We start from the raw sequence: 23,544 nt of genomic DNA on the forward strand, positions 1-23,544 counted from the left end.
CCCCGCGCCGATCGAGCCAATTAGAGCCCCTGCGGCGATTGAGCAGGGGGCCCGGGGCAGCGCCCCGCGACCTCAACCCCGCCGCAGCGAAACCATTGACCCGCACAAAACCAAGTGGCATCGTTCCCACATGGGATCGATGCCACACCGGCGAATAACCGAGGACGTCTTCCGCTTCGAAGACACCTGCCACGTCTACGTACTCCGCAGCGACCGCGAAGCCGTCCTCATCGACTTCGGCACGGGCCGGGTCCTCGACGAACTCGCCGCCCTGGGCATCGACCGGGTCACCGACATCCTCGTCACCCACCACCACCGCGACCAGGTCCAGGGCCTGGCCCGCGCCGCCCGCGAGGGCATCCGGATCTGGGTCCCCCCGGTGGAACGCGACCTGATCGACGCGGTCGACGAGCACTGGCGCACCCGCCCCCTGGACAACGACTACGACGTGCGCCAGGACCGCTTCTCGCTCCTGAACCAGGTCCCGGTCACCGGCACGGTCGCCGAGTACCGCACCGTCCGCCACGGCGCGTTCGACATCCATACGCTGCCGCTGCCGGGCCACACGGTCGGCTCGGTCGGCTACGTCGTGGACATCAACGGCCGCCGCCTCGCCTTCACCGGAGACCTGATCCACGGCGAGGGCCGGGTCTGGTCCCTCGCCGCGACGCAGTGGGCGTACACCGGATGGCACCCGAACGCAGGCGTGGAGGGCGCGGCGGCCACGATCCTCTCCTGCATCCAACTCCTGGAGCACACCCCGGAGTTGCTGCTCCCCTCCCACGGCGACACGGTCACGGACCCACCCGCCGCGGTGACCCGGCTGCGTACCCACCTCCAAGAGCTCATCGACATGCGGCGCCCCACCCCTTGGGAACCCGAGCCGATGCTCGCGAGCCCCTGGAAGCCCGTCACCCCGCATCTCCTGCGCAACATCACGAGCATGGCCAACTCCTACGCCCTGCTCTCCGACAGCGGCACCGCCCTCCTCATCGACTTCGGCTTCGACCTGACGACCGGCCTGCCGGGCGGCCACGACCGTTCCTCCCGCCGGCCGCTGCTCGCCTCGATCGAGGCGCTGCGCCGCGACCACGGCATCGAGCGCGTCGACGTCGCCCTGCCGACGCACTACCACGACGACCACGTGGCCGGGTTCAACCTGCTCCGCGAGGTGTACGGCACCCAGGTCTGGGCCCCCGCCCACATCGCCCCCGTGCTCGCCGCGCCCACCCGCTGGGACCTGCCGTGTCTCTGGTACGACCCGATCCCGGTCGACCGTTCGCTGCCGGACAACGGCACCGTGCGCTGGCGCGAGTACGAGATCGGCGTGCACGAACTGCCCGGCCACACCCTCTACGCAGCCGCGTACTCCTTCACCGTCGACGGCCGCAGGGTCATCGCCACGGGGGACCAGCAGAACACCGCGTGGGACCCGGACGGCGGGCAGCCGGAGCTGCTCAACTACCAGTACCGCAACCGCTTCCGCATCGACGACTTCGTGCGCAGCGCCGAGCTGTACCAGCGGCTGCGCCCGGAGGTGATGATCAGCGGACACTGGCAGCCGTTCGAGGTGAGCGACGGCTACCTCGACATGCTGTCCACGGAAGGCGCGCGCCTGGCCCGACTGCACCGTGAACTGCTGCCGCGCGACGTCGACTTCGAGGCGGAGGGATTCGGTGCGCGGATCTTCCCGTACCGCAGCGCGCCCGCGCCGGGCGGCACCGTGCCGCTCACGGTCGAGGTGCGCAACCCGTTCCCCCGCGCGGAGACGGCACGGCTCGAACTGGTCGTCCCACCCGGCTGGCGCTCTGATCCACCGGTACGCCAACTCAAGCTGGGTGGGCGGGAGGTGGCCGAGGCGCGGTTCACCCTGCGGGTGCCCGCCGACGCCCCCGTGGCGGAGCGGGTGCGGGTGGCGGTGGACCTGACGGTGGGACAGATGACGTTCGGACAGCAGGCGGAGGCATTGGTGAGCGTGCGATGACGACCACAACATCCGTACACGGCACGTACCTCGACGGAGCCGTGGAGGTGCGTGCCGCGAGCTGGCGGCTGACCGTGGCCTCCGACGGCCAGTCGGCCGAACTGCGCACGACCGACGCCTCCGTGCCGCACCATCCCGTCCACCTCGAACTCGCCGGAGCGCTCGACCGCACCGACCGCACCGACGAGACCCTGTCCGTCGAGGCGCCGGTGCTCGACGTCACCGGCGCGCACCCAGTGATCACGATCGCCCGCCGCAGCAGCGCCTGGCGCGCGGCCCGCACCCGGATCATCTGCACGCCCGAAGGACCCGTCCTCAGCTGGGAGGTCGAGGGGGAAGGCGCCCTGCGGCAGGCCCTGTTGCTCGCCGGGCGTGCCGCGCTCGGCGGCCGTGGCGGCGGCCTGCGCCCGAGCGGTCACGCCTGGCGGACGCTCTTCACGCCGAACCCGGGGCCGCCCCGCCGCCTCACCCGGGGCGCGGGCGAGAGCGCCGTCATCGGAGCGTGCGGTGACGCCCGCCCCGGCCGCGGCCACTGGTTCTTCACGCCCGCGCCGCTCGCCCTCGCCCTGACCGAGGACGGCCTCGACGACGCCGCCGACCCGGCCGCCACCGAGGCGCCGCACGGCTGGTGGACGGTATCGGCCGGAGCGCCCCTCGACGCCCTGACCTTCACCGAGCTGACGTACGTGCCCTCCGACGGCGGCTTCCACCTCGCCCTCTCCTACGAGGGTCACACCCGCGTCGACGGTGTGCACCGCTCGCCCGCCGTGCTCGTCTCACCCGGCCACCCGGACCCGTACACGGGCCTGCGCGCCCACCGCGACTGGCTCGAGCGCGAGGGCTGGGCCGCGCGACCGCGCACCGCTCCCGAGGTCCGCCCCGCGTGGTGGACGGAGCCGATGTTCTGCGGCTGGGGCGCCCAGATGGCACGCTCCCGCGCCACCGGCACACCCGCCCCCGCGCTGAGCACGCGGGCCGAGTACGACGCACACCTTGACCATCTCGAACACCACGGCCTCGTACCGGGAACCGTCGTCATCGACGACAAGTGGCAGCGGCAGTACGGCAGTTGGCGCCCCGACGAGACCCGCTGGCCGTCGCTCAAGGAGTGGATCGCCGCCCGTCATGCCCGCGGCCAGAAGGTCCTCCTGTGGTGGCGGGCCTGGGCCACCGAGGGTGTTCCCGACGCACTGTGCGTGCGCACCGCGGACGGGCAACCCGTCACCCTCGACCCGACCCACCCCGAGGCCCGCGAACTCCTCACCGGGAACATCCGCGCCATGCTCTCGCCCGAAGGCCTCGACGCCGACGGGCTGAAGATCGACTTCACCGCCGACACCCCGACGGGCGAAGGCCTGCGCAGCCACGACGGTGACGTATGGGGGATCGCGCTCCTGCACACTTACCTGGAGGTCGTGTACGAGGCCGCCAAGGCCGCGAAACCGGACGCGCTCGTCGTCACCCACACCCCGCACCCGGCCTTCACCGACGTCACCGACATGATCCGGCTCAACGACATGCTCCGCCTCGACGACCCGGACCCGTACGCGCGCGTGGTGCCGCAGATGCGGCTGCGCGCGGCCGTCGCCTCGGCCGCCTGCCCCGAGACACCCGTCGACACCGACGACTGGTGCCCGCCCGACCGCGAACAGTGGCGCGCGTACACCGGGATGAAGGACGAACTCGGTGTCCCGGCGCTCTACCTGAGCACCCATGTGGACCGGACGGGCGAGCCGCTGGAGGACATCGACTACGCTGCGTTGCGGACGATGTGGGCCCGGTGGCGCGGACGTGACGGGCCCGGGGGCGGCACGGCGGGGCCGAAAAGGCCGGCGGGGGCGACGGGAAGGACGGCCTGATGGCGAACGGGGCGGCGGCTGTGCGCGGCGGCGGTTCGGGCGGCAGGCGTGCGCGGGCGACCCTGCGCGATGTCGCCGAGGCCGCGGGCACCTCGCGCTCCACGGCCTCCCGGGCGCTCGGCGGACACGGCTATGTCGCCGACCACATCAAGGAGCGGGTCGAGGCCGCCGCCGATCGGCTCGGCTACGTACCGGACGTGTCGGCACGCACCCTGAAGGGGCGCAGCAGCGGCCTCGTGGGCGTCCTCGTCTCCGACCTGCGCAACCAGTTCTACGCCGAGCTGGCCGCGGGGGTCGAACACACCTTGTCCGCCGCCGGGTACCAGATGGTGCTCGTCGACGACCACGCCGACGAGGAGCGGGCCGCCGCGGGAGCCCGGGCCTTCCTGGCGATGCGGGCCGACGGGGTGCTGCTCACGCCCGTCGCGCGCGGCGCCACCGAGACCCTCGTCGGACACGGCGTCCCGGTCACGGAGCTGGACCGCAGGTCGGGGGTGCGCGGCTGCGACGCCGTCGCCATCGACAACGAGCGGGGAGCGCGGCTCGCCGTGGAGCACCTGATCGGGCTCGGCCACCGTGACATCGGCATCGTCGTCGACGAGGTCCAGTGGGACACCGGGCGCAACCGGCTCAAGGGCTATCGGGCGGCGCTGCGGGACGCGGAGCTGCCCGTGCCGCGCCGGCACGTGCTCGACCTCAGCCAGGGCCGCGGCGACCAGCCGGGGCAGCTCGCCGCGTTCCTCGACGGAAACCCGTCCCTGACCGCCGTGTTCGCCGCGAACAACGTGATGGCCGAACTCGTGTGGCAGGAACTGAAGAGGCGCGGCGCCGCTGTGCCGGGGGACTGCTCCGTGGTCTCGTTCGACGACCTGGCGTGGATGAAGATGGTCGAGCCCGGACTGAGCGCCGTACGCCAGCCCGTGTTCGACCTCGGTGGGCGGGCCGCCGAGCTGCTGCTCGACCGGGTCGGGCGGGACGGGGCGGGACGGGCCGAATCGGTCGTACTGCAACCGGAGTTGGTGCTGCGCGGCTCGACCGCGCCGCCCAAGAACTGACCCGCCAGGCCCCGCCAGGGCTGCCCCGACAGGCCCCTGGAACCGGCACCACCCGAACCCACCGCTCAATTCCAGCAACTGCCCGGCCGAAAACCGTTGACGCTCGGACCGCATGTGGCTACGTTCTCACATGGGATCGATGCCACACCGTCGGTACATCGACAGGACCACGGTGGATCTGAGCCGCATCCCCTCCCCACCCCTCGTGTAGCCAGCCACTCAAAGGAGAGATGATGGCGGCACCACCCCAGCGCATACGCCGCAAGGCGGCGGGACTCGCCGCGGCGTTCGCCCTGCTGCCGGCGCTGTCCGGCTGCGGCGGCGTGAGCGTGGCCGACAGCGGCAACTCCACCTTCACCACCATGGGGTTCATGCAGTCCGACGCCCTCGCGAGCGACCGCATGGACGCGGCGCGCAAGGCCCTTGCGCCCGACGGCCTGCACATCCAGGTCAACGAAGGCGCCTTCGACTCGCAGCAGTTCCTCTCCGCAGTCGCCGCGGGCGACGCCCCCGACGCGGTGGTCATGGACCGCACCCTCGTCGGCGGCTACGCGGCCCGCGGAGCGCTGATGCCGCTCACCGACTGCCTCAAGCGTGAACACATCGACACCGACGGCTACGTGAAGACGGCCATCGACGAGGGCTCCCTCGACGGCACGGTGTACGCGCTCCCGGACTCGTACGACAGCCGGCTGCTGCTCACCAACGACAAGGTGCTCAAGGACAACGGCACCAGCGCCGCCGAGTTCTCCACCGGCAACTGGAAGAAGCTGGCGGCGACGACGCGCAAGCTGCAGAAGCGCAGCGGCGGCAAGCTCACCCGGATCGGCTTCGACCCGAAGATCCCCGAGTTCTTCCCGATGTGGGCCAAGGCCAACGGCGCCGACCTGATCAGCTCCGACGGCCGCACCGCCGAGCTGAACGACCCAAAGGCCGTGCAGGCCCTCACGTACGCGGTGAAGCTGGTCGACGCGCAGGGCGGCTGGGGGAAGCTGAAGGCGCTGCGCGACTCCTTCGACATGTTCGGCGCGAAGAACGAGTTCGTGCGCGAACAGCTCGGCTCCTTCCCCATGGAGGACTGGTACGTCAACGTCCTCGCCGGTTCCTCGCCGAAGATCGACCTCGCGCCCGATGTGTTCCGCGACCGCAAGGGCAAGCCGCTCAACTGGTCCTCAGGGCTCGGCTGGGCGATCCCCAAGAACGCCAAACACCCGGACGCCGCCTGCGAGTTCATCAAGACGATGACGTCGACGAAGACGTGGGTGCACGCCGCGCGGGCCAAGGCGAAGGAGACGCGCGCGAACGGCTCGCCCTACACAGGCGACGTCACCGGCAACCTCGCCGCGGACCGCATCATCGAGCGCGACGTCTGGAAGCCCACCGGCAACAAGGCCTTCGACAAGGCGACCCGGATCGTCTTCGACCTCTCCCGCAAGGGCTTCGCGGTCCCGTCCAACGCGGCGGGCAGCGAGTTCAAGGACGCCTGGCAGTCCGCGGTGAACCGGGTCCTCTCCGGTGAGCAGACCCCTCAGCAGGCCCTCGACCAGGCGCAGCGCAAGGCGCAGAGCGCGCTCGACCTCGCCAACGAAGGACGTGAGTAGCGTGCAGTCCGTCCTCACCCCGAGGCCCCCGAAGCGCCCGAGGACCGGCAGGGCGGCGCGCGCCCAGGACCCGGCCACCGGAAAGCCGAAGGCCGCAGGCAGCGCGAGGCGCCGCGAGATCTGGGCCGCGTACGGGTTCATCTCGCCGTGGATCATCGGCTTCGTCGTCTTCACCGCAGGACCGATGCTCGCCAGTCTCGTCCTGTCCTTCACCGACTACGACGCCATCGGCTCGACCCACAACGTCGGGTTCGCCAACTACCAGCAGCTCTTCGAGGACCCGCAGGTCGCGAAGTCGCTGATGAACACGCTGATCTTCGCCGTGCTGCGGGTGCCGCTCGCCATGGCATTCGCGCTCGTGCTCGCCATGCTGCTGCTGAAGGTCGGCCGCACCGCCGGGTTCTTCCGCACCGTGTTCTATCTGCCCGTGATGACACCGCCGGTCGCCGTCGGCATCCTCTTCCTGCTCCTGTTCAACGGCAACGTCGGCCTGATCAACCACGTCCTCGGCCTCTTCGGCATCGAAGGGCCGTCCTGGACCACCGACAGCTTCTGGGTGAAACCGGGCCTCGTGCTCACCAGCCTGTGGTCGGTCGGCTCCACCGTCGTCATCTACTTCGCGGCGCTGCGCAACGTCCCCAAGGACCTTTACGAAGCAGCCGAGTTGGACGGCGCGAGCCGCTGGACGTCCTTCCGGCACGTGACGCTGCCGCAGATCTCCGGGACGCTGTTCTTCACGCTGATCGTCAACACGATCGCCTCGCTCCAGACGTTCACGGAGGCGTACACCGCGTTCTTCGGCACCGCCACCACGCAGTCGTACAGCAGCGACGCGGCCCTGTTCTACGTCGTCTACCTCTTCCAACAGGCCTTCCAGTACATGCACATGGGCTACGCCTCCGCCCTTGCGTGGCTGCTGTTCCTGGTGATCCTCGTCATCACGATCATCCAGGCCAAGGTCAGCAAGCGGTTCGTCTACTACGAGGGTGACCAGCGATGACCCAGCTCACGATGCGTCCCGACACGAAGGAAGGCGCCGCCAAGCGGGTGCTGCGCGTCGTCGGTGTGCTGCTCGCCTCCGTCGTCTTCCTCTACCCGTTCGTGTGGCTGATCAGCGCCTCGCTCAAGCCGTCCACCGACGTCTTCGACAACGCGCTGATCCCGCACGTGGTGCAGTGGTCGAACTACCAGGAGCTGTGGAAGGCGCTGCCGCTGTTCACCTGGATCGGCAACAGCGTCCTGGTGACTCTGGCCGCCGCTGTCTCCGTCACGGTCAGCAGCGCCGTCGTCGCCTTCGGGTTCGCGTACTTCCGCTTCCCCGGCCGCGACGCCCTGTTCGCGCTCGTCATCGGCACGATGATGCTGCCGGCCGCCGTCACGATGGTGCCGCAGTACATGGTCTGGAACTGGCTGCACCTCGCCAGCTCCCAAGTCCCGCTGTGGGCGCCGAACTTGTTCGGCAGCGCCTTCTACATCTTCCTGCTCCGCCAGTTCTTCCTCGGCCTGCCGCGCGAACTCTTCGAGGCGGCCCGGGTCGACGGCGCGGGCTACTGGACGCTGTTCTGGCGGATCGCTGCGCCGCTGTGCCGCCCCGCGCTCATCGTCACCTTCATCTTCGAGGTCCAGGCCTCCTGGACCGACCTCGTCCGACCACTCATCTATCTCCGCGACCCCCAGCTGTACACGGTGCCCCGCGGCCTCAAGGCCGTCCTGGACCAGTTCGGCGACGGCGGCGAGATGCGCTGGGAGATCGTCTGCGCGGCCAGCGTCGTGGTCACCGTGCCGATGATCATCGCCTTCTTCGTCTGCCAGCGGCACTTCACACAGGGCATCGCCACCACAGGAAGCAAGGGCTGACCAGTCACATGACCAACTCAAGCGTGCTCGCGCTCGACATCGGTGGCACCAAGCTCGCGGCCGGCGTGGTGCGAGAGGACGGTGAGGTGCTGTCGTTTTTGACCGTGCCCACCCGCGTCGAGCAGGGGCCCGCCGCAGCCCTCGACCGCCTCTTCACCCTCGGGCGCGATGCGCTGCGGGCCGCCGGCATCGACCCGGACGACGCGCCGCGTGCGCTGCTCGGCTGCGGCATCGGCTGCGGCGGACCGCTCGACTCCACGTCGGGCGTGCTCGTCGCGCCGCCGCACCTGCCGGGCTGGCTCGACATCCCGATCGCCCAACTCGCCTACGACGCATACGGGTTGACGTCCGTTCTCGACAATGACGGTACGGCCGGCGCGGCGGGGGAGTGGCGGTTCGGTGCTGGACGCGGCACCCGCCACCTCGTGTACCTCACCGTGTCCACCGGCGTCGGCGGCGGCTTCGTCGTCGATGGCCGCACCTACCGGGGCGCGGCGGGCAACGGCGGCGAGCCGGGACACATCACCGTCCGCTCCGATGGCAGGACCTGCAAGAGCTGCGGGCGGGCCGGCTGCCTGGAGGCGTATGCGTCCGGCACGTCGATTGCCGAACGGGCGCGGGAGGCCCTCGCCCTCGACCGCGAGTCGGTGCTCGCGCAGCTGCCGGCCGGTGAGGTCACCGCCGCCGACGTCGCGCGCGCCGCCCGAGAGGGCGACGAACTCGCCGCCGAACTGTGGCAGGAGACCTGCGAACTCCTCGCCCAGGGCCTCGCCTCCATCGTCAACCTCTACGAGCCGGAGCTCGTCGTCCTCGGCGGCGGCGTCACCCGCTCCGGCGAACAACTCCTCGCCCCCGTACGGGAGAAGGTGGCGCGCCTCGCCATGGGACCGGCCGCCGGAGCCGCCCGCATCGTGACCGCCACCGGCGGTGACAGGGCCGGGGTGCTCGGCGCCGCCGCCATCGCCTTCGAACGCCTCACGGAACACGACGGGGCCTGTGCCGGTCTCGCCCCGGTCTGACCCCTACGCCGTCGCCGAAAGCCCCTACGCCTCGCCCCTGGAGCACCATGTCCGCCCCGCCCACCGCCCGCCTCAGTCCGACGACCCAGATCGCCGAACACGTCGCCGCAGCACAGCGCCTGGAGGAGCTGCTGCCCACCCTCCGTACCGTCGGCGACGCGCTGATCGAGGTGTTCCGCCGCGGCGGCCGCCTCTACACCTTCGGCAACGGCGGCAGCGCCGCCGACGCACAGCACCTGGCGGGCGAGTTCATCGGCCGCTACCTGCGCGAACGCCGGGCGCTCCCGGCGGTCTCGCTCGTCACGGACCCTTCCGTCGTCTCCTGCATCGGCAACGACTACGCGTACGAGGAGGTCTTCGCCCGCCAGGTCGAGGCCCTCGTCACCGGCGACGACATGGTGGTCGGCTTCACCACGTCGGGGCGTTCCGCGAATGTCATCCGGGGCCTGGAGGAGGCCGGCAAACGCGGTGCGCGCACGGTCCTCTTCGCGGGCGGTGACAACGACGGCCTGCCCGCTGCCGCCCACGCGGAGCACGTCCTCGTAGCCCCCGCGCACACCACCGCCCGTATCCAGGAGATGCATCTGACGCTCCTGCACCTGCTGAGCGAGCACGTCGACGCCTGGGCCGCGGGCGCGGACACCGACCGTCTGAACGACCACCACCCGCACGACCACCGCCCGGAGGCCGCCGTATGACCACCGCGAAGCCCAACTCCCGCGAGCGCACCCTGCACCTCGTCGGCAACGCCCACATCGACCCGGTGTGGCTGTGGCGCTGGCCGGAGGGTCTTCAGGAGATCCGGGCCACCTTCCAGTCCGCGATCGACCGCATGGAGGAGTACCCCGACTTCGTGTTCACCTGCGACTCCGTCATGTACCTGGAGTGGATCGAGCAGCACGACCCGGACCTGTTCGCGAGCATCCGCAAGCGGGTCGCCGACGGCCGCTGGCAGATCGTCGGCGGCTGGTGGATCGAGCCCGACTGCAACATCCCGTCCGGCGAGTCCTTCGTCCGCCAAGCCCTTTACGGGCAGCGGTACTTGATGGAGAAGTTCGGCGAGGCCGCGACGATCGGCTGCAACCTCGACCCGTTCGGCCACAACGCGACCATCCCGCAGATTCTCCGCAAGTCCGGGATGGACGGCTACATCTTCCTGCGCCCCGGCCCGCACGAGCAGGTGCTGCCCGGCCAGTTCTTCCACTGGGAGGCCCCCGACGGCTCCCGCGTCATGGCCTACCGGCTGCCCAACGAGTACTGCACGCCCGGCAAGGACATCGGCAACCACCTCGACAAGTCCCTCGCGATGATGCCGCCGGACGAGCCCGAGCTGATGGTGTTCTACGGCGTCGGCAACCACGGCGGCGGCCCCACCAAGGCCAACCTCGACTCCATCGCCCGCCTCGACGCCATCGGCGGCCTGCCCAAGCTCGAACTCTCCCACCCGGAGCGGTTCTTCGACCGGGTCCGTGGCCGCGAGGACGTGCCCGTGCACGCGGGTGAGCTGCAGCACCACGGCCCCGGCTGTTACTCCGCCCACTCCGGCGTCAAGGCGTGGAACCGCCGTGCCGAGAACGACCTCCAGCGCGCCGAGAAGTGGGCGTCGGTCGCCGCGGCCGTGGCGGGGGAGACGTACCCCGTCGAGAAGCTGACGGAGGCCTGGAAGCTGGTCCTGTTCAACCAGTTCCACGACATACTCGCCGGCACCTCGATCCGCTCCGCCTACGACGACGCCCGCGACGAATACGGCCGCGCGCGCTCGATCGCCGCCGACGTCTTCAACCGGGCCACCCAGGCCATCGCCCGCCGCATCGACATCCCCCTCGCCGACGGCACCGTGCCCGTCGTCGTCTTCAACCCGCACCCGTGGGAGCTGGAGCAGGACGTCGAGGTCGAGTTCGCGCAGGCCGCCACCGTGCGCCTCACCGACCAGGACGGCCGCCCGGTGCCGGTGCAGTTGACGCGGTCCGAGGCCAGCATGATGGGCAGCCGCGGCCGGCTCGCGTTCCGTGCCACGGTGCCGCCGCTCGGACACCGGGTGTACCACCTGCTGCCGGGGACGGCGGAGATGGACGGCCCGGTCAAGGCGAGCGACACGAGCCTGGAGAACGAGCACCTGCGCCTGGAGGTCGACCCCGCGAGCGGCTGGCTCACCTCCTTCGTCGACAAGTCGACCGGAGCCGAGCTCATCCCCGCGAAGCCCGCACCGCACGCCGTCGTCATCGACGACCAGAGCGACACCTGGGGCCACCGCGTCCGCGCCTACGACCAGGCGATCGGCTCCTTCGCCGGCCGCCGCGTGCGCCTCGTCGAGTCGGGCCCGGTGCGCGCGGTGCTGCGCATCGAGTCCGCGTACGGCGACTCCCGCATGGCGGAGGAGCTGGTGCTGTCGGCGGGCGCCCGCTCCGTCGAGGTGCGCGCCGTCGTCGACTGGCACGAGCAGCTCAAGACGCTCAAGCTGCGCTTCCCGACGGCGCTGACCGATGTCACGGCCACGCACGAGATCCCGTACGGGTTCATCGAGCGCACCCCCGACGGCACCGAGGAGCCCACCCAGGCCTGGGTCGACGTGACCGGCACCCTGCCCGGCGGCAAGCGGGCGGGGCTCACCGTCGTCAACGACAGCAAGCACGGCCACGACGTGACCGGCGCCGAGATCGGCATGACGGCGCTGCGCAGCCCCGTCTACGCCTGGCACGAGCCGAAGATCCTCGAAGAGGACGGCGTCTACGAGTACCTCGACCAGGGGCGCCAGGAGTTCCGTTACGTGCTGCTCCCGCACGGCGAGGACTGGCGCGCGGCCGACCCGGCGCGCCGGGCCGCCGAGCTGAACCAGCCCTCGTTCGCCCTCCTGGAGACCTTCCACGAGGGGCCGCTCGCCCAGTCGCAGGCACACGCCGACGACGGCGCGGGCAGCGTCCTGGTCACCGTCGTCAAGGGCGACGAGGACGCCTCCGGCGACGCGATCGTGCGGGCCTACGAGTCGCGGGGCGCGTCGGCGTCGGCGCGGATCGCGCTGCCGATGCTGGGCGAACAGCGGGTGATCGAGGCCGAGTTCGGGCCGCACGAGATCAAGACGTTCCGCGTGCCGGCCGACCCGGCGGCCCCTGTCACCGAGACGGACCTGCTGGAACTCCCCGTGCCCGCGAACAGCTCGCCGGAGGCCTGACCCACCGTGCACACGCTCGACAGCGGCTGGGAGCTGCGCGCCTGCCTGGGGGACACCTGGCGCTGGCTGTGCGGCCCCGGCCGCCCGGACGGGGAGCCCGGCTGGTTCCCCGCCCGGGTCCCCGGCTCGGTCCTCGACGACCTGCGCACGGCAGGGGAGATCCCCGATCCGTACGTGGGCACGAACAGCCTGCTCACCGAATGGGTGCCGCAGCGCGCCTGGCTGTACCGGCGGGCCCTCGACCTGCCCCGCCTCGCGCCCGGCGAACGCGCCCTGCTGCGCTTCGAAGGCGTCGACCACGAGGCGACCGTCCTCGTCGACGGGTACGAACTCGCCCACCACGAGGGCATGTTCGTGCCCTTCGATGTCGACGTGAGCGCGTACGCCGACGGCGCCCCACACCTCCTCGCCGTCGTCGTCCACCCCGCCCCGCCCGGCGAACCCCAGGTGGGACGCACGGACCGGGTGCGCACCCACAAGACGCGGATGAACTACGGCTGGGACTTCTGCCCGCGCCTCGTTCACCAGGGCATCTGGAAGCCGGTCCGCCTGGAGATCGCGGACCCGGTGCGGCTGCGCGATGCGGTGGTCGGCGCACACGCGGACGACCATTGCGTCCGGGTGGAGGCAGCGGTCGAGGCTGCCGAGGCGGGCGCGCTGCGTGTCACCGTGCACGGCCCCGACGGCGTGCTCGTCGCGGAGCTGGAGACCCCGTTCGAGGTGGGCCACGGCACGGTCCACGCCGAACTCGGCGTGCCTGACCCGCAGTTGTGGTGGCCCAACGGTCACGGCGATCAGCCGCTCTACACGGTGACCGTACGGGCGTCGGGAGGCGAGCCGGTGGTGCGTACGGTCGGCTTCCGTACGGTGCGGCTCGTGGCGAACCCCGGTGCGCCGAAGGGCGCCTTGCCCTACACCGTCGAGGTCAACGGCCGTCGCATCCACGCCAAGGGCTGGAACTGGGTGCCGCAGGACGCGCTCTACGGGGTGCCGCGCCCGGGCCCGCTCGCGCACCTGCTCCAGCTCGCCGCCGACGCGCACGTGACGCTGCTGCGGGTGTGGGGCGGCGGGCTCATCGAGACCGAGGAGTTCTATCAACTCTGCGACCGGCTCGGCCTGTTGGTGTGGCAGGAGTTCAGCCTTTCCAGCTCCGGCATCGACTCCGTCCCTGCCGTCGACGACGCCTATCTCGACCGGATGGAACGCGAGGCGCGCGCGATCGTCCCCGTCCTGCGCCACCACCCGGCGCTCGCCCTGTGGGGCCCCGGCAACGAACTCCACGACACGGCCACCGCCACCCCGCTCGACGAGAAGACCTCGCCGGTCGTCGCGCGGCTGTCCGCTGTTGTGTCCGAACTCGACCCGGGGCGCGGGTGGTTGCCCGGTTCGCCCTCGGGGCGCGACTTCCTCAACACGCGGGAGAACATCGAGCGCGCACCGGACGGCCAGCACGACGTGCACGGCCCCTGGGAGCACCAAGGGCTCGGCGCCCACCAGGAGTTGTACGACGCCGGAACCAGCCTGCTGCACTCCGAGTTCGGCGTGGAGGGCATGGCCAACCGCCGCACCTGGGACGCCGTGGTGCCCACGGAATCCCAGTGGCCGGCCGACCGGACCAACCCCGTCATGGAACACCTCGGCGCCTGGTGGAACAACGCGCCGCTCGTGCAGCGGACCTTCGGCGGACGGCTCGACAGCGTCGACCGGATGCGCCGCGCCAGTCAGCAACTCCAGTACGACGGACTGCGTTACGCGGTGGAGGCGAACCTGCGGCGTGCGCCACGCTCGTCCGGCGCCATCCCCTGGCAGTTCAACGAGCCGTTCCCGAACGCCTGGTGCACGGCCGCCGTCGACCACCGCGGCGACCCCAAGCCCGCCTACCACGGGGTGCGGCGCGCCTACCGGCCCGACCACGTGTGCGCGTCGTTCGCCACGCAGGCGTGGGCCGGGCGTGAACGGTTCGAGGCGCGGGTGCACGGGTGGCGGGACGGGGTGACCCTCGCGCGGGTCGTGGCGCTCGACGGGAGCGTGGTGGCCGAGACGCGGGACGCCGAGATCGCCGTCCCGACGGGGGGCCTTCCAGGCCCCCTGTTCGTGCTCGACCTCGCGCTGCTGGGACCGGGCGGCGAGCTGCTGGCCGGCAATCGGTACGTCCACAGCACCGGCACCGACCTCGCCGCCCACCTGGACCTGCCCCCGGCCCACGTCTCGCACGCCTGGGCCCGGGACCGTCGCACCTTGTGCCTCACCCACGTCGAGGGCCCCGCCGCCCTCGGCCTCCACCTCACCGACGCCCGGCCCTTCGAAGCCCCCGGCTGGGCCGTGTTCGGAGACAACATGCTCGATCTGCTGCCCGGGGAGTCCGTCGAGGTGCCCGTCACCTGGCGCGACGCTCCCGAAGAGGGCCGCGCCGTACTGCTGGAAGGCTGGAATGTCGATGCCCGAGTCCTTGACTGAGCCGCAGGCTCCTCCGGTGCGGGTGCTGCGCGCCGAGGCCGAGGGGCTCGTCGAACTGCCGTATCTGGTCGGGGTGTTGGACGCGAACGGGCGATGCCTGCCCCTGCCGGTCACGCACACCGCCGAGCCGTCGCTCCTGAGCGGCAGCGCACACGGCTTCACCGCCGCCCTCCGGCTGAGCCGCGTGGACGAGGCCTCGTACGACGCCGAACTCGACGTGCGCCACGAGGGGACCGAACCCGTCGACGCCGGGCTCCGCGTGGAGCTGCGGCTCGGCGCGACCGACGACCCCGGCTGGCTGATTCCCGGCGCCTTCTACGGCGAGAACCGCCGCCCCGACTGCGCCCGCCCCTACCCGCGCTACGCCACCGAGGACCCTCAGGACGACCTCACCGCGTCCGCCTGGTCCTTCCGCGCCGACCGCTGCGCCACTCCCGCCGTCTTCGCCCGCGACCGGCGCGGCGGCGCCGCACTCGCCCTGACGGAGACCGGGCCGCTCGGTGAACAGGGCGTCGGATTCGCCCTGTTGGACGGCGACCGGCCCGCGCTGCGCCTGCACTTCCCGTACCGCGAGGAACCCGTCACCTACTACGGGTCCGGCACCCCCAAGCCTGCCGACACACCTCTGCACACCTGGCGGCCCGGCGAGGAACACACCCTGCGCTTCACCGTGCACCTCCTCGACGCCGATCCGCACGCCTACGCGCGCGTGCTGCGCGACCTGCATCAAGCGGTGCCGGAGGCGGAACCCGCCGCGTGGATGGGCATCGACGAGGCCGCCGCGCTGTCCGCCGAGGGCCTGCACCGCTGGCACTACCGCAGCGACCCGCCCGTCCTCCTGGAGACCGCCGCCTTCGACCGCGAGGCGCTCGGCGAAAGCGGCGACCGGCAGGCCATGCACGTCTCCTGGATCAGCGGTGTGCCCTACGCCCACGCCCTGCTGCTGCACGCCCGTCGTACGGAAAACGGCGAACAGGCGGACGCGGCCTGCGCCGTCATCGACCACATCTGCGCCAACCTCACGCCCGGCGGCACGTTCTGGGGCCAGTGGTCGCGCTCCCGCGGCTGGTCGGCCGGGTGGACGGGCGACGCCGGCCGGCTGCACGCGCGCACCATCGGCGACGCGACGCTGTTCACGCTGCGGGCCCTGGTCGCCGAGCGGGCGCGGGGCCACGACCACCCCTCCTGGGAGGCGGCCGTGCGGGGCAATCTGGCCGCCGCGCTCGCCGGGCAGGACCCCGCCACCGGGCGTCTCGCCGCCGCGCACGACGTGCACACCGGCAAGGCGATCGACCACGAGGGCGCGGCGGGACTCGCGTTCGTCGGCGCACTCGTGGAGTCCGCCGAGGTGTTCGCGGAACCCGCGTACCTGGAGGCGGCCCGACGTGCGGGCGCCGCGTTCGCCGACGACGTGCGCTCCGAGTTCCTGTGCGGCGCCCCCGAGGACGTCTCCCTCGCGCCGACCTCCGAGGACGGCTACAACGCGGTCATCGCGTACACGCTGCTCCACGAGGCGGGGGACGCGGAGGGCGACGCCGGGCGGTGGCTCGACCTGGCCCGCCGCGCCGCAGACTGGACCCTCACTTTCCGTTATACGTACGACGTCCACTTCGGCGAGCACACCTTCCTCGCCCGCTACGGCTTCCGCACCCGCGGCGCCGACCAGGCCTCGCCGTCCAATCAGCACCTGCACGCCTTCGGCCTGATCTGCCTGCCCGAGTTCGTGCGCCTGGCGCGACACCTCGACGACGCCTACTACCTGCGCTCGACGCGCGAGAACCTGGACTGTTTCCGCCAGTTCGTGGCCCGCGCCGACGGCGATTTCAACGCCTACCGCGGCATGGTCAGCGAACGCTTCTACCAGACCGAATGCTTTCAGGCCAAGGGCATGCTCCTCACGCTCTCCCACGCCTGGTCGGCCGGCGTACTGCTGTACGCCTGTGAACTCGCCCGTGAACTCCCGCAATTTCAGGAGGCTTTGTGACGACGCCCGGCTTGCGCTTCCCCGCGGGTTTCCGGTGGGGCACCTCCACCTCCTCGTACCAGGTCGAGGGGGCCGTCGACGTCGACGGACGCGGCGAGTCGATCTGGGACCGGTTCTGTCGAGTGCCGGGCGCGATCGACGGCGGCGACACCGGTGACGTCTCCGTCGACCAGTACCGCCGACGGGCCGACGACACCGCGCTGATGGCCGAACTCGGCACCAACGCCCACCGGTTCTCGCTCGCCTGGCCGCGCATCGTGCCCGAGGGCGACGGGCGTGTGGAGAAGCGCGGCCTCGATCACTACGACCGGTTCATCGACGGGTTGCTGGAACGTGGCATCGAACCGCTCGTCACGCTCTACCACTGGGATCTGCCGCAGGCCTTGCAGGAGCGCGGCGGCTGGCGCAACCGGGAGACGGCGCAGAGGTTCGCCGACTACGCCGCCGTCTGCTTCGACGCGTTCGGCGACCGTGTCCGTGACTGGGTCACCATCAACGAACCATGGATCGTCGGACTGCTCGGCCACCAACTCGGCCTGCACGCGCCCGGCGAGAAGGACCTCAAAGCGTCCGTGGAGGTCATGCACCACCTGCTGCTCGCGCACGGCCTCGCGGTCCGCGAACTGCGGGCCGGCGGGCGCGACGACGCCCGCGCCGGTATCGCGTACTCGCTCTTCCCGCACACCCCCGACGACCCGGCGAACCCCGCCGACCGGACCGCGTCCGAGGCCTCCGACGGCTACGTCAACCGCTGGTTCCTCGACCCCGTGCACGGCCGCGGCTACCCCGCCGACATGCGCGCCCACTGGGAACAGGCGGTGGGGGAGCTCGACTTCATCCACGCGGGCGACCTCGACACCATCGCGGCGGGCAGCGACTTCATCGGCGTCAACTACTACACGCGCCGCATCGTCAGCGCCCGCGCCGGTGACGGACCATGGCCCTGGAAGGTCGAGGAGGGCCGCCCCGACACCGAACGCACCGACCTCGGCTGGGAGATCGTCCCCGACGACCTGGAAGCCCTGCTGGTGCGCCTGCACCGCGACTACCCGGACGTGCCGCTCCTGATCACCGAGAACGGCGCCATCTACGGCGACGGACCGGATGGTGAAGGACGCGTGCGCGACAGCCGCCGTATCGCCTTCCTCCGCTCCCACCTCGCCGCCGTGCACCGTGCGATCGACGCAGGAGCCCCCGTCGAGGGCTACTACCACTGGTCACTGCTCGACAACTTCGAGTGGGCGATGGGGTATTGGCCGCGTTTCGGCCTTGTCCACGTCGACAGGGATACGCAGCGCCGCACCATCAAGGACAGCGGCCGCTGGTACGCGGACGTGGCCCGCTCCGGTGTGCTGCCCGTGTCCGACGACGGGGCCGGACGATGAGCGAGGACGTGCTCCTGGGTGGGCTCGACATCGGCACGACCCACGTGAAGGCCGTGCTGTGCGACGGCGAGGGGCGGATCGTGGGCCGCGCCAAGTCGCCGACACCTTACGGGAGTGTGCCCCACACTCACCCCGCCGACGGTCTCGTCGCGGCCGCGCTCGGCACCCTCGCGCAGTGCGTCCGCGAGGCCGGGCGGGCGCCGGAGGCCATCGGTGTGACCGGGATGGCGGAGGCCGGCGTGCCGCTGGACGCGGACGGCCGCGCCATCGGCCCCGTACGCGCCTGGTCCGACCCGGCACCGGCCCCGCATGCCGCACGCCTCGCCGAGACGTTCGGACGTCCTCAACTCCATGCCCGTACAGGGGTGTTGCCCAGCCCCAAGGTGCCGCTGGCCAAGTGGTGCGCGCTGGTGGCGGACGACGCGGGGTTGCCCGCGCGGATGCGGACGTGGGTGGGCGCCGCGGATCTCGTCGCGCACGCGCTGACGGGGGCGGTCGGCACGGACGCCACCTTCGCGCAGCGGACCATGGCGTGGGACCCGGTCGCGCGCGAGTGGCTCCCGGAGCTTCTGGACGAGGCGGGCCTCGGCGTCGACCACATGCCGCGCGTGCGCGAGGTCGGCGAACCGGTCGGCCGCGTCACGGCGGAGGCCGCGGCCGACGTCGGGCTGCGTGCGGGCACACCTGTGGTCGTCGCCGGGCACGATCACCTCGTCGGCGCCTGGGCCGCCGGGGCGCGCGGACCCGGACAGGTCGCCGACTCGATGGGTACGGCCGAGGCCGTCCTCACGGTGACCGGCGAACCGCCCGACCGGGCCCGGGCCGCTGCGGAGGGCATGTCGTGGGGGCGGCATGCCGACGGTGAGCACTTCATGGTGCTCGCGGGGGCGGCGAGCTCCGGGCTGTTGGTGGAGTGGTTCTGCGACCGGTTCCTCGACGGCGTTCAGGGCGCCGGGCGCTACGAGGAGTTCGCGCGGCTCGTCGCCACGTTGCCCGCTGCGCCGTGTGGGCCGACGGTCACCCCGTACGCGCACGGGCGCAGCGCCCCGCGGCCCGATCCGGGGGCCCGGTTCGCGGTGCACGATCTGCGCCTCGAGCACGGGCCCGCCCACATCGCCCGCGCGATCCTGGAGGGCACGGCGCATCAGGCGCGCTGGATGACGGATACGCAGGCGTGGCTGTGCGGTGGGGTGGCCCCCGGGTCGGTGACGCTGCTCGGTGGCTCGACCCGCCTCGCCGCCTGGACCGCGCTCAAGGCGGCGGTCGGGCCGTGGCCCACGCGGGTGTGCGCGGAGCCGGAGGCGGCGGGGCTCGGTGCGGCGCTTCTCGCTGGCCGCGCGGTTGGCGTGGAGGGGGCGTCGCCGGTCGCACCCTCGCACCCCGTGGTCCCCGACGCGGCAACGGCGGAGGCCCACCGGGCCCATCACCGGGACCGGTTCCTCCCTCTGGCCACTACGCCAGTCGCCCCTGCAGGGCCGACCGCGCCTACGCCACGGGGCTCCGCCCCGGACCCCGCGCCTCAAACGCCGGCGGGGCTGGAAGGGCGGTCCTCCGCCTTGGGCCCTGCGCCTCAATCGCCGGCGGGGCTGAAAGGCCGGGGCTCCGCCCCGGACCCCGCTCCTCAAACGCCGGAGGGGCTGGAATTGGCCCACCCGTCAAGCACGGCTCCCCACCTCGGACGGTCGGCCTCCACCGCCTTGGGCAATCTGCCTTCCCCAAGCTCTCCGACAAGCTCCGAGCAGGGGAGACCCCATCGGGCGGCAGGGTGGGCAAGGCGGCCCCCGGTGCAGGCCGCACCTCACGACTACCCCGACCCCGATACCGACAGCGACCCCGAGGAACCCACCCCATGACCCGCACTGGTACCCGTACCACCCCCCTGCTCGCCGGCGGCTCCCTCGCCCCCGCCCACCTGGCCCGAGAAACCGGAACCTTCGCCATGGTCGCCGCCGACCAGCGCGACTCGCTGCGCACGATGATGGCCGAGCGGGCCGGAGTCCCCGGCGAGGACATTCCGCACGACCACCTCACCGAGTTCAAGATGGCCGTCGCCCGCGAACTCGGCCCGCACGCCTCCGCGTTGCTGATCGACCGTGACTACGGATACCGGCAGCTGATCGACGACAGCGTGCTGCCCGGCACCTGCGCGCCGATCCTCGCCGTCGACGTACTCGACCAGGTACCCGGACAGGCCGTCGAAGGCACCTCCCTCGACGAGGCCGTGGACACCGCCGCGGTCGTCGCCGACGGCACCCGCGGCCTGAAGCTCCTGGTCATCTGGCGCCGTGACGACCAGCGCGACGCCCGCGTCGAACTCGCCGCCCGCTTCGTCGAACTGTGCCGCGAGGCCGGACTCGCCTCCGTCCTCGAACCCGTGGCCCGCCCCGCCGACGGCGAACAGGACACCTTCGTCCTCAACGACGCCATCGTCGACGCCGCCCGCGAACTCGCCCCCCTCCGCCCCTCGTTGTACAAATGCCAGGTCCCCGACGGCGGCGTCGGCTCCCTCGCCCACCTCACCGAGCAGGCCACCCGCATCGACGCCGTCGTCGACGTCCCCTGGGTCGTCCTCTCCCAGGGCGTCGCCGCCGCCGACTTCCCGACCGCCGTCGAGGCCGCCTGCCGCGCCGGCGCCTCCGGCTTCCTCGCGGGCCGCGCCCTGTGGACCGACGCGCTCACCGGCGACCGCGACGCGGCCCTCCGCGGCCCCAGCACGGACCGCCTCCGGCTCCTTGCCGACATCGTCGATACCCACGGCCGCCCGTGGTGGGACACCGCCGCGGCCCGCGCGGAGGTCTCGGCATGAGCACCCTCGGCCCCCGCGTCTGCGTCCTGCACACCGTCGCCGCACTGCCCGCCACCTTCGACCCGCTGCTGCGCGAACTCGCCCCGCACACCCGCCCGTACCACGTCGTCGACGAAAGTCTCCTCGCCGACACCGTCGCCCACGGCCCGCTGCCCCGCACCGCCGCCCGCCTCGCCGCCTACGTCCAGCAGGCCGAGGCGGCCGGCGCCGACGTCGTCCTCGTCACCTGCTCGTCCGTCGGCCCGTTCGCCGAACAGGCCCGGCCGCTCGCCGGCATCCCGGTGCTGCGCGTCGACGAGCCCATGGCCGCCGAAGCGGTCCGAACCGGCAGCCGCATCGCCGTCCTCGCCACGCTCGAATCGACCCTCACGCCCACCGTCGACCTCGTGCGCCGCGCGGCCGTCGCGCAGGACCGTGACATCACCCTCACCACCACCGCCTGCCCCGGCGCGTACGAGGCGCGGACCGGCGGTGACCAGGACCGGCACGACGCGCTCATCGCCGCCGAGGCCCGACGCCTCGCCGCCGACCACGACGTCCTCGTCCTCGCCCAGGCCTCGATGGCGAACGCGCTCACCGCGCTGCCGGAGGGCACGCTCGGCGGCGTCCCCGTCCTCACCTCGCCACGCTCCGGCACCGTCCAACTCGCCGCCCTGCCGAGCCGAAAGGGAGACACCCCATGACTCCGGACGACTCCTGGTGGCGCTCCGCCGTCATCTACCAGATCTACGTCCGCAGCTTCGCCGACAGCGACGGCGACGGCATCGGCGACCTCCCCGGCATCACCGCCCGCCTGCCCCACGTCGCCGACCTCGGCGCGGACGCCGTGTGGCTCACCCCCTTCTACCCGTCACCGATGCGCGACGGCGGCTATGACGTCGCCGACTACCGGGCCATCGACCCCCGCTTCGGCACCCTCGCGGACGCCGACGAACTCCTCGCTCGCGCCCATGAGTTGGGCCTACGCGTCATCATCGACATCGTCCCGAACCACACGTCCGACCAGCACGCCTGGTTCCAGGAGGCCCTCGCCGCACCGCCCGGCAGTCCCGCCCGCACCCGCTACGTCTTCCGCGACGGCCGGGGCGACGACGGAACGGAGCCGCCCACCGACTGGCAGTCCGTCTTCGGCGGCCCCGCCTGGACCCGCGTCCCCGACGGCCAGTGGTACCTCCACCTCTTCGACGCGACCCAGCCCGACCTGGACTGGACCCACCCCGGCACCGTCGCCGAGTTCCACGACATCCTCCGCTTCTGGCTCGACCGCGGCGTGGACGGCTTCCGCTTCGACGTCGCCCACGGCATGGCCAAGGACCTCGCCGAACCGCTCCGCGACCTCGGCCCCGACCAGGTGCACCACCGCATCGTCGGCGACGGTTGGTACGGCAAGCACCCGTTCTGGGACCGCGACGAGGTGCACGACCTGCTGCGCGGCTTCCGCACCGTCACCGACTCCTACGAGCCGCCCCGCGTCACCGTCGCCGAATCCTGGGCGGCCCTCGACCGACGCGGCCAGTACGTCCGCCCCGACGAACTCCACCAGGCCTTCAACTTCGACTTCCTCGGCGCCGACTGGGACGGCGCCGCGCTGCGGGCGACGATCGACCGCTCCCTCACCCTCGCCGACGAGGTCGGCGCGACACCCACCTGGGTCCTCTCCAACCACGACGTCGTACGCCACGCCTCCCGCCTCGCCCTGCCATCCGGCACCGATGTCGAAGCCTGGCTGCGGTCCGGCGGCACCGACCCGTACGTACCTCCGGCCCTCGCCACCCGCCGCGCCCGCGCCGCCGCACTCCTCCTCCTCGCCCTCCCCGGCGCCGTCTACCTCTACCAAGGCGAGGAACTGGGCCTCCCCGAGGTCGCCGACCTCCCGGACGAAGCCCTCCGCGACCCCGTGCGCCACCGCTCCGCCGGCGCCCGCAAGGGCCGCGACGGTTGCCGCGTCCCGATCCCGTGGGAGCGCACCGGCCCCTCGTACGGCTTCGGCCCCGCCGCCCCCTGGCTGCCCCAGCCGGCGACCTTCGCCGCCCTCTCGGTGGAGGCCCAGCAGGTCGACCCCACCAGCGTCCTGGCCCTCTATCGCGAGGCCATCACCCGGCGCCGCGCCCTCCTCACCGCGGACACCGAAATCACCTGGCACTCCACGGAAACCGACCCCGTACTCGACTTCACGACCGGCTCCCTGCGCTGCGTCACCAACCCGACCCCCGAACCGGCGCTCCTGCCGGACGTCCCCTCCGGCCCCCCGTCCCTGACCAGCCTGCCTCTCCCACCGACGGCCCGGCTTCTGCCTCCGGACGCCACGGTCTGGTACCGCGTGGACACCACCGGGCCGAGCCAGGAGAGCAGGGCGGAGGGCTGAGCG

16 protein-coding genes are annotated in these 23,544 nt (G+C 72.1%); all 16 read left to right on the forward strand.

Going from position 1 to position 23,544, the window contains the following annotated elements; translation table 11 throughout:
• Window positions 1-130 precede the first annotated feature (130 nt).
• Complete coding sequence (locus tag ACOKM3_RS35660; protein ID WP_426905367.1) at window positions 131-1,984, forward strand: MBL fold metallo-hydrolase; 1,854 nt, start codon at window positions 131-133, stop codon at window positions 1,982-1,984.
• Window positions 1,981-3,843, forward strand: coding sequence for an alpha-amylase family protein (locus tag ACOKM3_RS35665; protein WP_426905369.1), 1,863 nt, complete (start codon window positions 1,981-1,983; stop codon window positions 3,841-3,843). Before ACOKM3_RS35660 ends, ACOKM3_RS35665 begins: the two co-directional genes overlap by 4 nt.
• A complete protein-coding gene (locus tag ACOKM3_RS35670) occupies window positions 3,843-4,898 on the forward strand; it encodes a LacI family DNA-binding transcriptional regulator (RefSeq protein WP_426905371.1) in 1,056 nt (351 codons plus the stop codon). Before ACOKM3_RS35665 ends, ACOKM3_RS35670 begins: the two co-directional genes overlap by 1 nt.
• Window positions 4,899-5,131: 233 nt before the next feature.
• The gene (locus ACOKM3_RS35675) at window positions 5,132-6,499 is read left to right on the forward strand and encodes an extracellular solute-binding protein (RefSeq protein WP_426905372.1); all 1,368 of its coding nucleotides are present in this window, start codon (window positions 5,132-5,134) and stop codon (window positions 6,497-6,499) included.
• Window positions 6,492-7,499, forward strand: a complete 1,008-nt coding sequence (locus ACOKM3_RS35680) for a carbohydrate ABC transporter permease (RefSeq protein WP_426905373.1) — start codon at window positions 6,492-6,494, stop codon at window positions 7,497-7,499. Before ACOKM3_RS35675 ends, ACOKM3_RS35680 begins: the two co-directional genes overlap by 8 nt.
• On the forward strand, window positions 7,496-8,356 hold the full coding sequence (locus tag ACOKM3_RS35685) for a carbohydrate ABC transporter permease (protein ID WP_426905374.1): 861 nt from the start codon (window positions 7,496-7,498) through the stop codon (window positions 8,354-8,356). Before ACOKM3_RS35680 ends, ACOKM3_RS35685 begins: the two co-directional genes overlap by 4 nt.
• A gap of 8 nt (window positions 8,357-8,364) precedes the next feature.
• The gene (locus ACOKM3_RS35690) at window positions 8,365-9,375 is read left to right on the forward strand and encodes an ROK family protein (protein ID WP_426905375.1); all 1,011 of its coding nucleotides are present in this window, start codon (window positions 8,365-8,367) and stop codon (window positions 9,373-9,375) included.
• A gap of 47 nt (window positions 9,376-9,422) precedes the next feature.
• The gene (locus ACOKM3_RS35695) at window positions 9,423-10,073 is read left to right on the forward strand and encodes a D-sedoheptulose-7-phosphate isomerase (RefSeq protein ID WP_426905376.1); all 651 of its coding nucleotides are present in this window, start codon (window positions 9,423-9,425) and stop codon (window positions 10,071-10,073) included.
• Entirely contained in the window at window positions 10,070-12,544 is a 2,475-nt protein-coding gene (locus tag ACOKM3_RS35700) for an alpha-mannosidase (RefSeq protein ID WP_426905377.1), read from the forward strand. The genes ACOKM3_RS35695 and ACOKM3_RS35700 overlap by 4 nt, the downstream gene beginning before the upstream one ends.
• Window positions 12,545-12,550: 6 nt before the next feature.
• Window positions 12,551-15,001 (forward strand): glycoside hydrolase family 2 protein, encoded by a 2,451-nt coding sequence (locus tag ACOKM3_RS35705; RefSeq protein WP_426905378.1) that lies wholly within the window; start codon window positions 12,551-12,553, stop codon window positions 14,999-15,001.
• Complete coding sequence (locus ACOKM3_RS35710) at window positions 14,994-16,985, forward strand: hypothetical protein (RefSeq protein ID WP_426905379.1); 1,992 nt, start codon at window positions 14,994-14,996, stop codon at window positions 16,983-16,985. Before ACOKM3_RS35705 ends, ACOKM3_RS35710 begins: the two co-directional genes overlap by 8 nt.
• The gene (locus ACOKM3_RS35715) at window positions 16,982-18,370 is read left to right on the forward strand and encodes a GH1 family beta-glucosidase (RefSeq protein WP_426905380.1); all 1,389 of its coding nucleotides are present in this window, start codon (window positions 16,982-16,984) and stop codon (window positions 18,368-18,370) included. Before ACOKM3_RS35710 ends, ACOKM3_RS35715 begins: the two co-directional genes overlap by 4 nt.
• Window positions 18,367-20,223, forward strand: a complete 1,857-nt coding sequence (locus ACOKM3_RS35720; protein ID WP_426905381.1) for an FGGY-family carbohydrate kinase — start codon at window positions 18,367-18,369, stop codon at window positions 20,221-20,223. Before ACOKM3_RS35715 ends, ACOKM3_RS35720 begins: the two co-directional genes overlap by 4 nt.
• A complete protein-coding gene (locus ACOKM3_RS35725; RefSeq protein ID WP_426905382.1) occupies window positions 20,220-21,176 on the forward strand; it encodes a hypothetical protein in 957 nt (318 codons plus the stop codon). Before ACOKM3_RS35720 ends, ACOKM3_RS35725 begins: the two co-directional genes overlap by 4 nt.
• The gene (locus tag ACOKM3_RS35730; RefSeq protein WP_426905384.1) at window positions 21,173-21,859 is read left to right on the forward strand and encodes an aspartate/glutamate racemase family protein; all 687 of its coding nucleotides are present in this window, start codon (window positions 21,173-21,175) and stop codon (window positions 21,857-21,859) included. The genes ACOKM3_RS35725 and ACOKM3_RS35730 overlap by 4 nt, the downstream gene beginning before the upstream one ends.
• Entirely contained in the window at window positions 21,856-23,541 is a 1,686-nt protein-coding gene (locus ACOKM3_RS35735) for a glycoside hydrolase family 13 protein (protein ID WP_426905385.1), read from the forward strand. Before ACOKM3_RS35730 ends, ACOKM3_RS35735 begins: the two co-directional genes overlap by 4 nt.
• The last annotated feature ends 3 nt before the right edge of the window (window positions 23,542-23,544 follow it).

The organism is Streptomyces nidicola (assembly GCF_050106155.1).
GTDB lineage: Bacteria > Actinomycetota > Actinomycetes > Streptomycetales > Streptomycetaceae > Streptomyces.

Excerpts from the sequence above, each read along its gene's own strand:
- ACOKM3_RS35685 (WP_426905374.1), top strand. The coding sequence starts at position 7,496 with ATGACCCAGCTCACGATGCGTCCCGACACGAAGGAAGGCGCCGCCAAG.
- ACOKM3_RS35660 (WP_426905367.1), top strand. The coding sequence starts at position 131 with ATGGGATCGATGCCACACCGGCGAATAACCGAGGACGTCTTCCGCTTC.
- ACOKM3_RS35730 (WP_426905384.1), top strand. The coding sequence starts at position 21,173 with ATGAGCACCCTCGGCCCCCGCGTCTGCGTCCTGCACACCGTCGCCGCA.
- ACOKM3_RS35675 (WP_426905372.1), top strand. The coding sequence starts at position 5,132 with ATGGCGGCACCACCCCAGCGCATACGCCGCAAGGCGGCGGGACTCGCC.
- ACOKM3_RS35670 (WP_426905371.1), top strand. The coding sequence starts at position 3,843 with ATGGCGAACGGGGCGGCGGCTGTGCGCGGCGGCGGTTCGGGCGGCAGG.
- ACOKM3_RS35700 (WP_426905377.1), top strand. The coding sequence starts at position 10,070 with ATGACCACCGCGAAGCCCAACTCCCGCGAGCGCACCCTGCACCTCGTC.
- ACOKM3_RS35665 (WP_426905369.1), top strand. The coding sequence starts at position 1,981 with ATGACGACCACAACATCCGTACACGGCACGTACCTCGACGGAGCCGTG.
- ACOKM3_RS35725 (WP_426905382.1), top strand. The coding sequence starts at position 20,220 with ATGACCCGCACTGGTACCCGTACCACCCCCCTGCTCGCCGGCGGCTCC.
- ACOKM3_RS35695 (WP_426905376.1), top strand. The coding sequence starts at position 9,423 with ATGTCCGCCCCGCCCACCGCCCGCCTCAGTCCGACGACCCAGATCGCC.
- ACOKM3_RS35720 (WP_426905381.1), top strand. The coding sequence starts at position 18,367 with ATGAGCGAGGACGTGCTCCTGGGTGGGCTCGACATCGGCACGACCCAC.
- ACOKM3_RS35735 (WP_426905385.1), top strand. The coding sequence starts at position 21,856 with ATGACTCCGGACGACTCCTGGTGGCGCTCCGCCGTCATCTACCAGATC.
- ACOKM3_RS35690 (WP_426905375.1), top strand. The coding sequence starts at position 8,365 with ATGACCAACTCAAGCGTGCTCGCGCTCGACATCGGTGGCACCAAGCTC.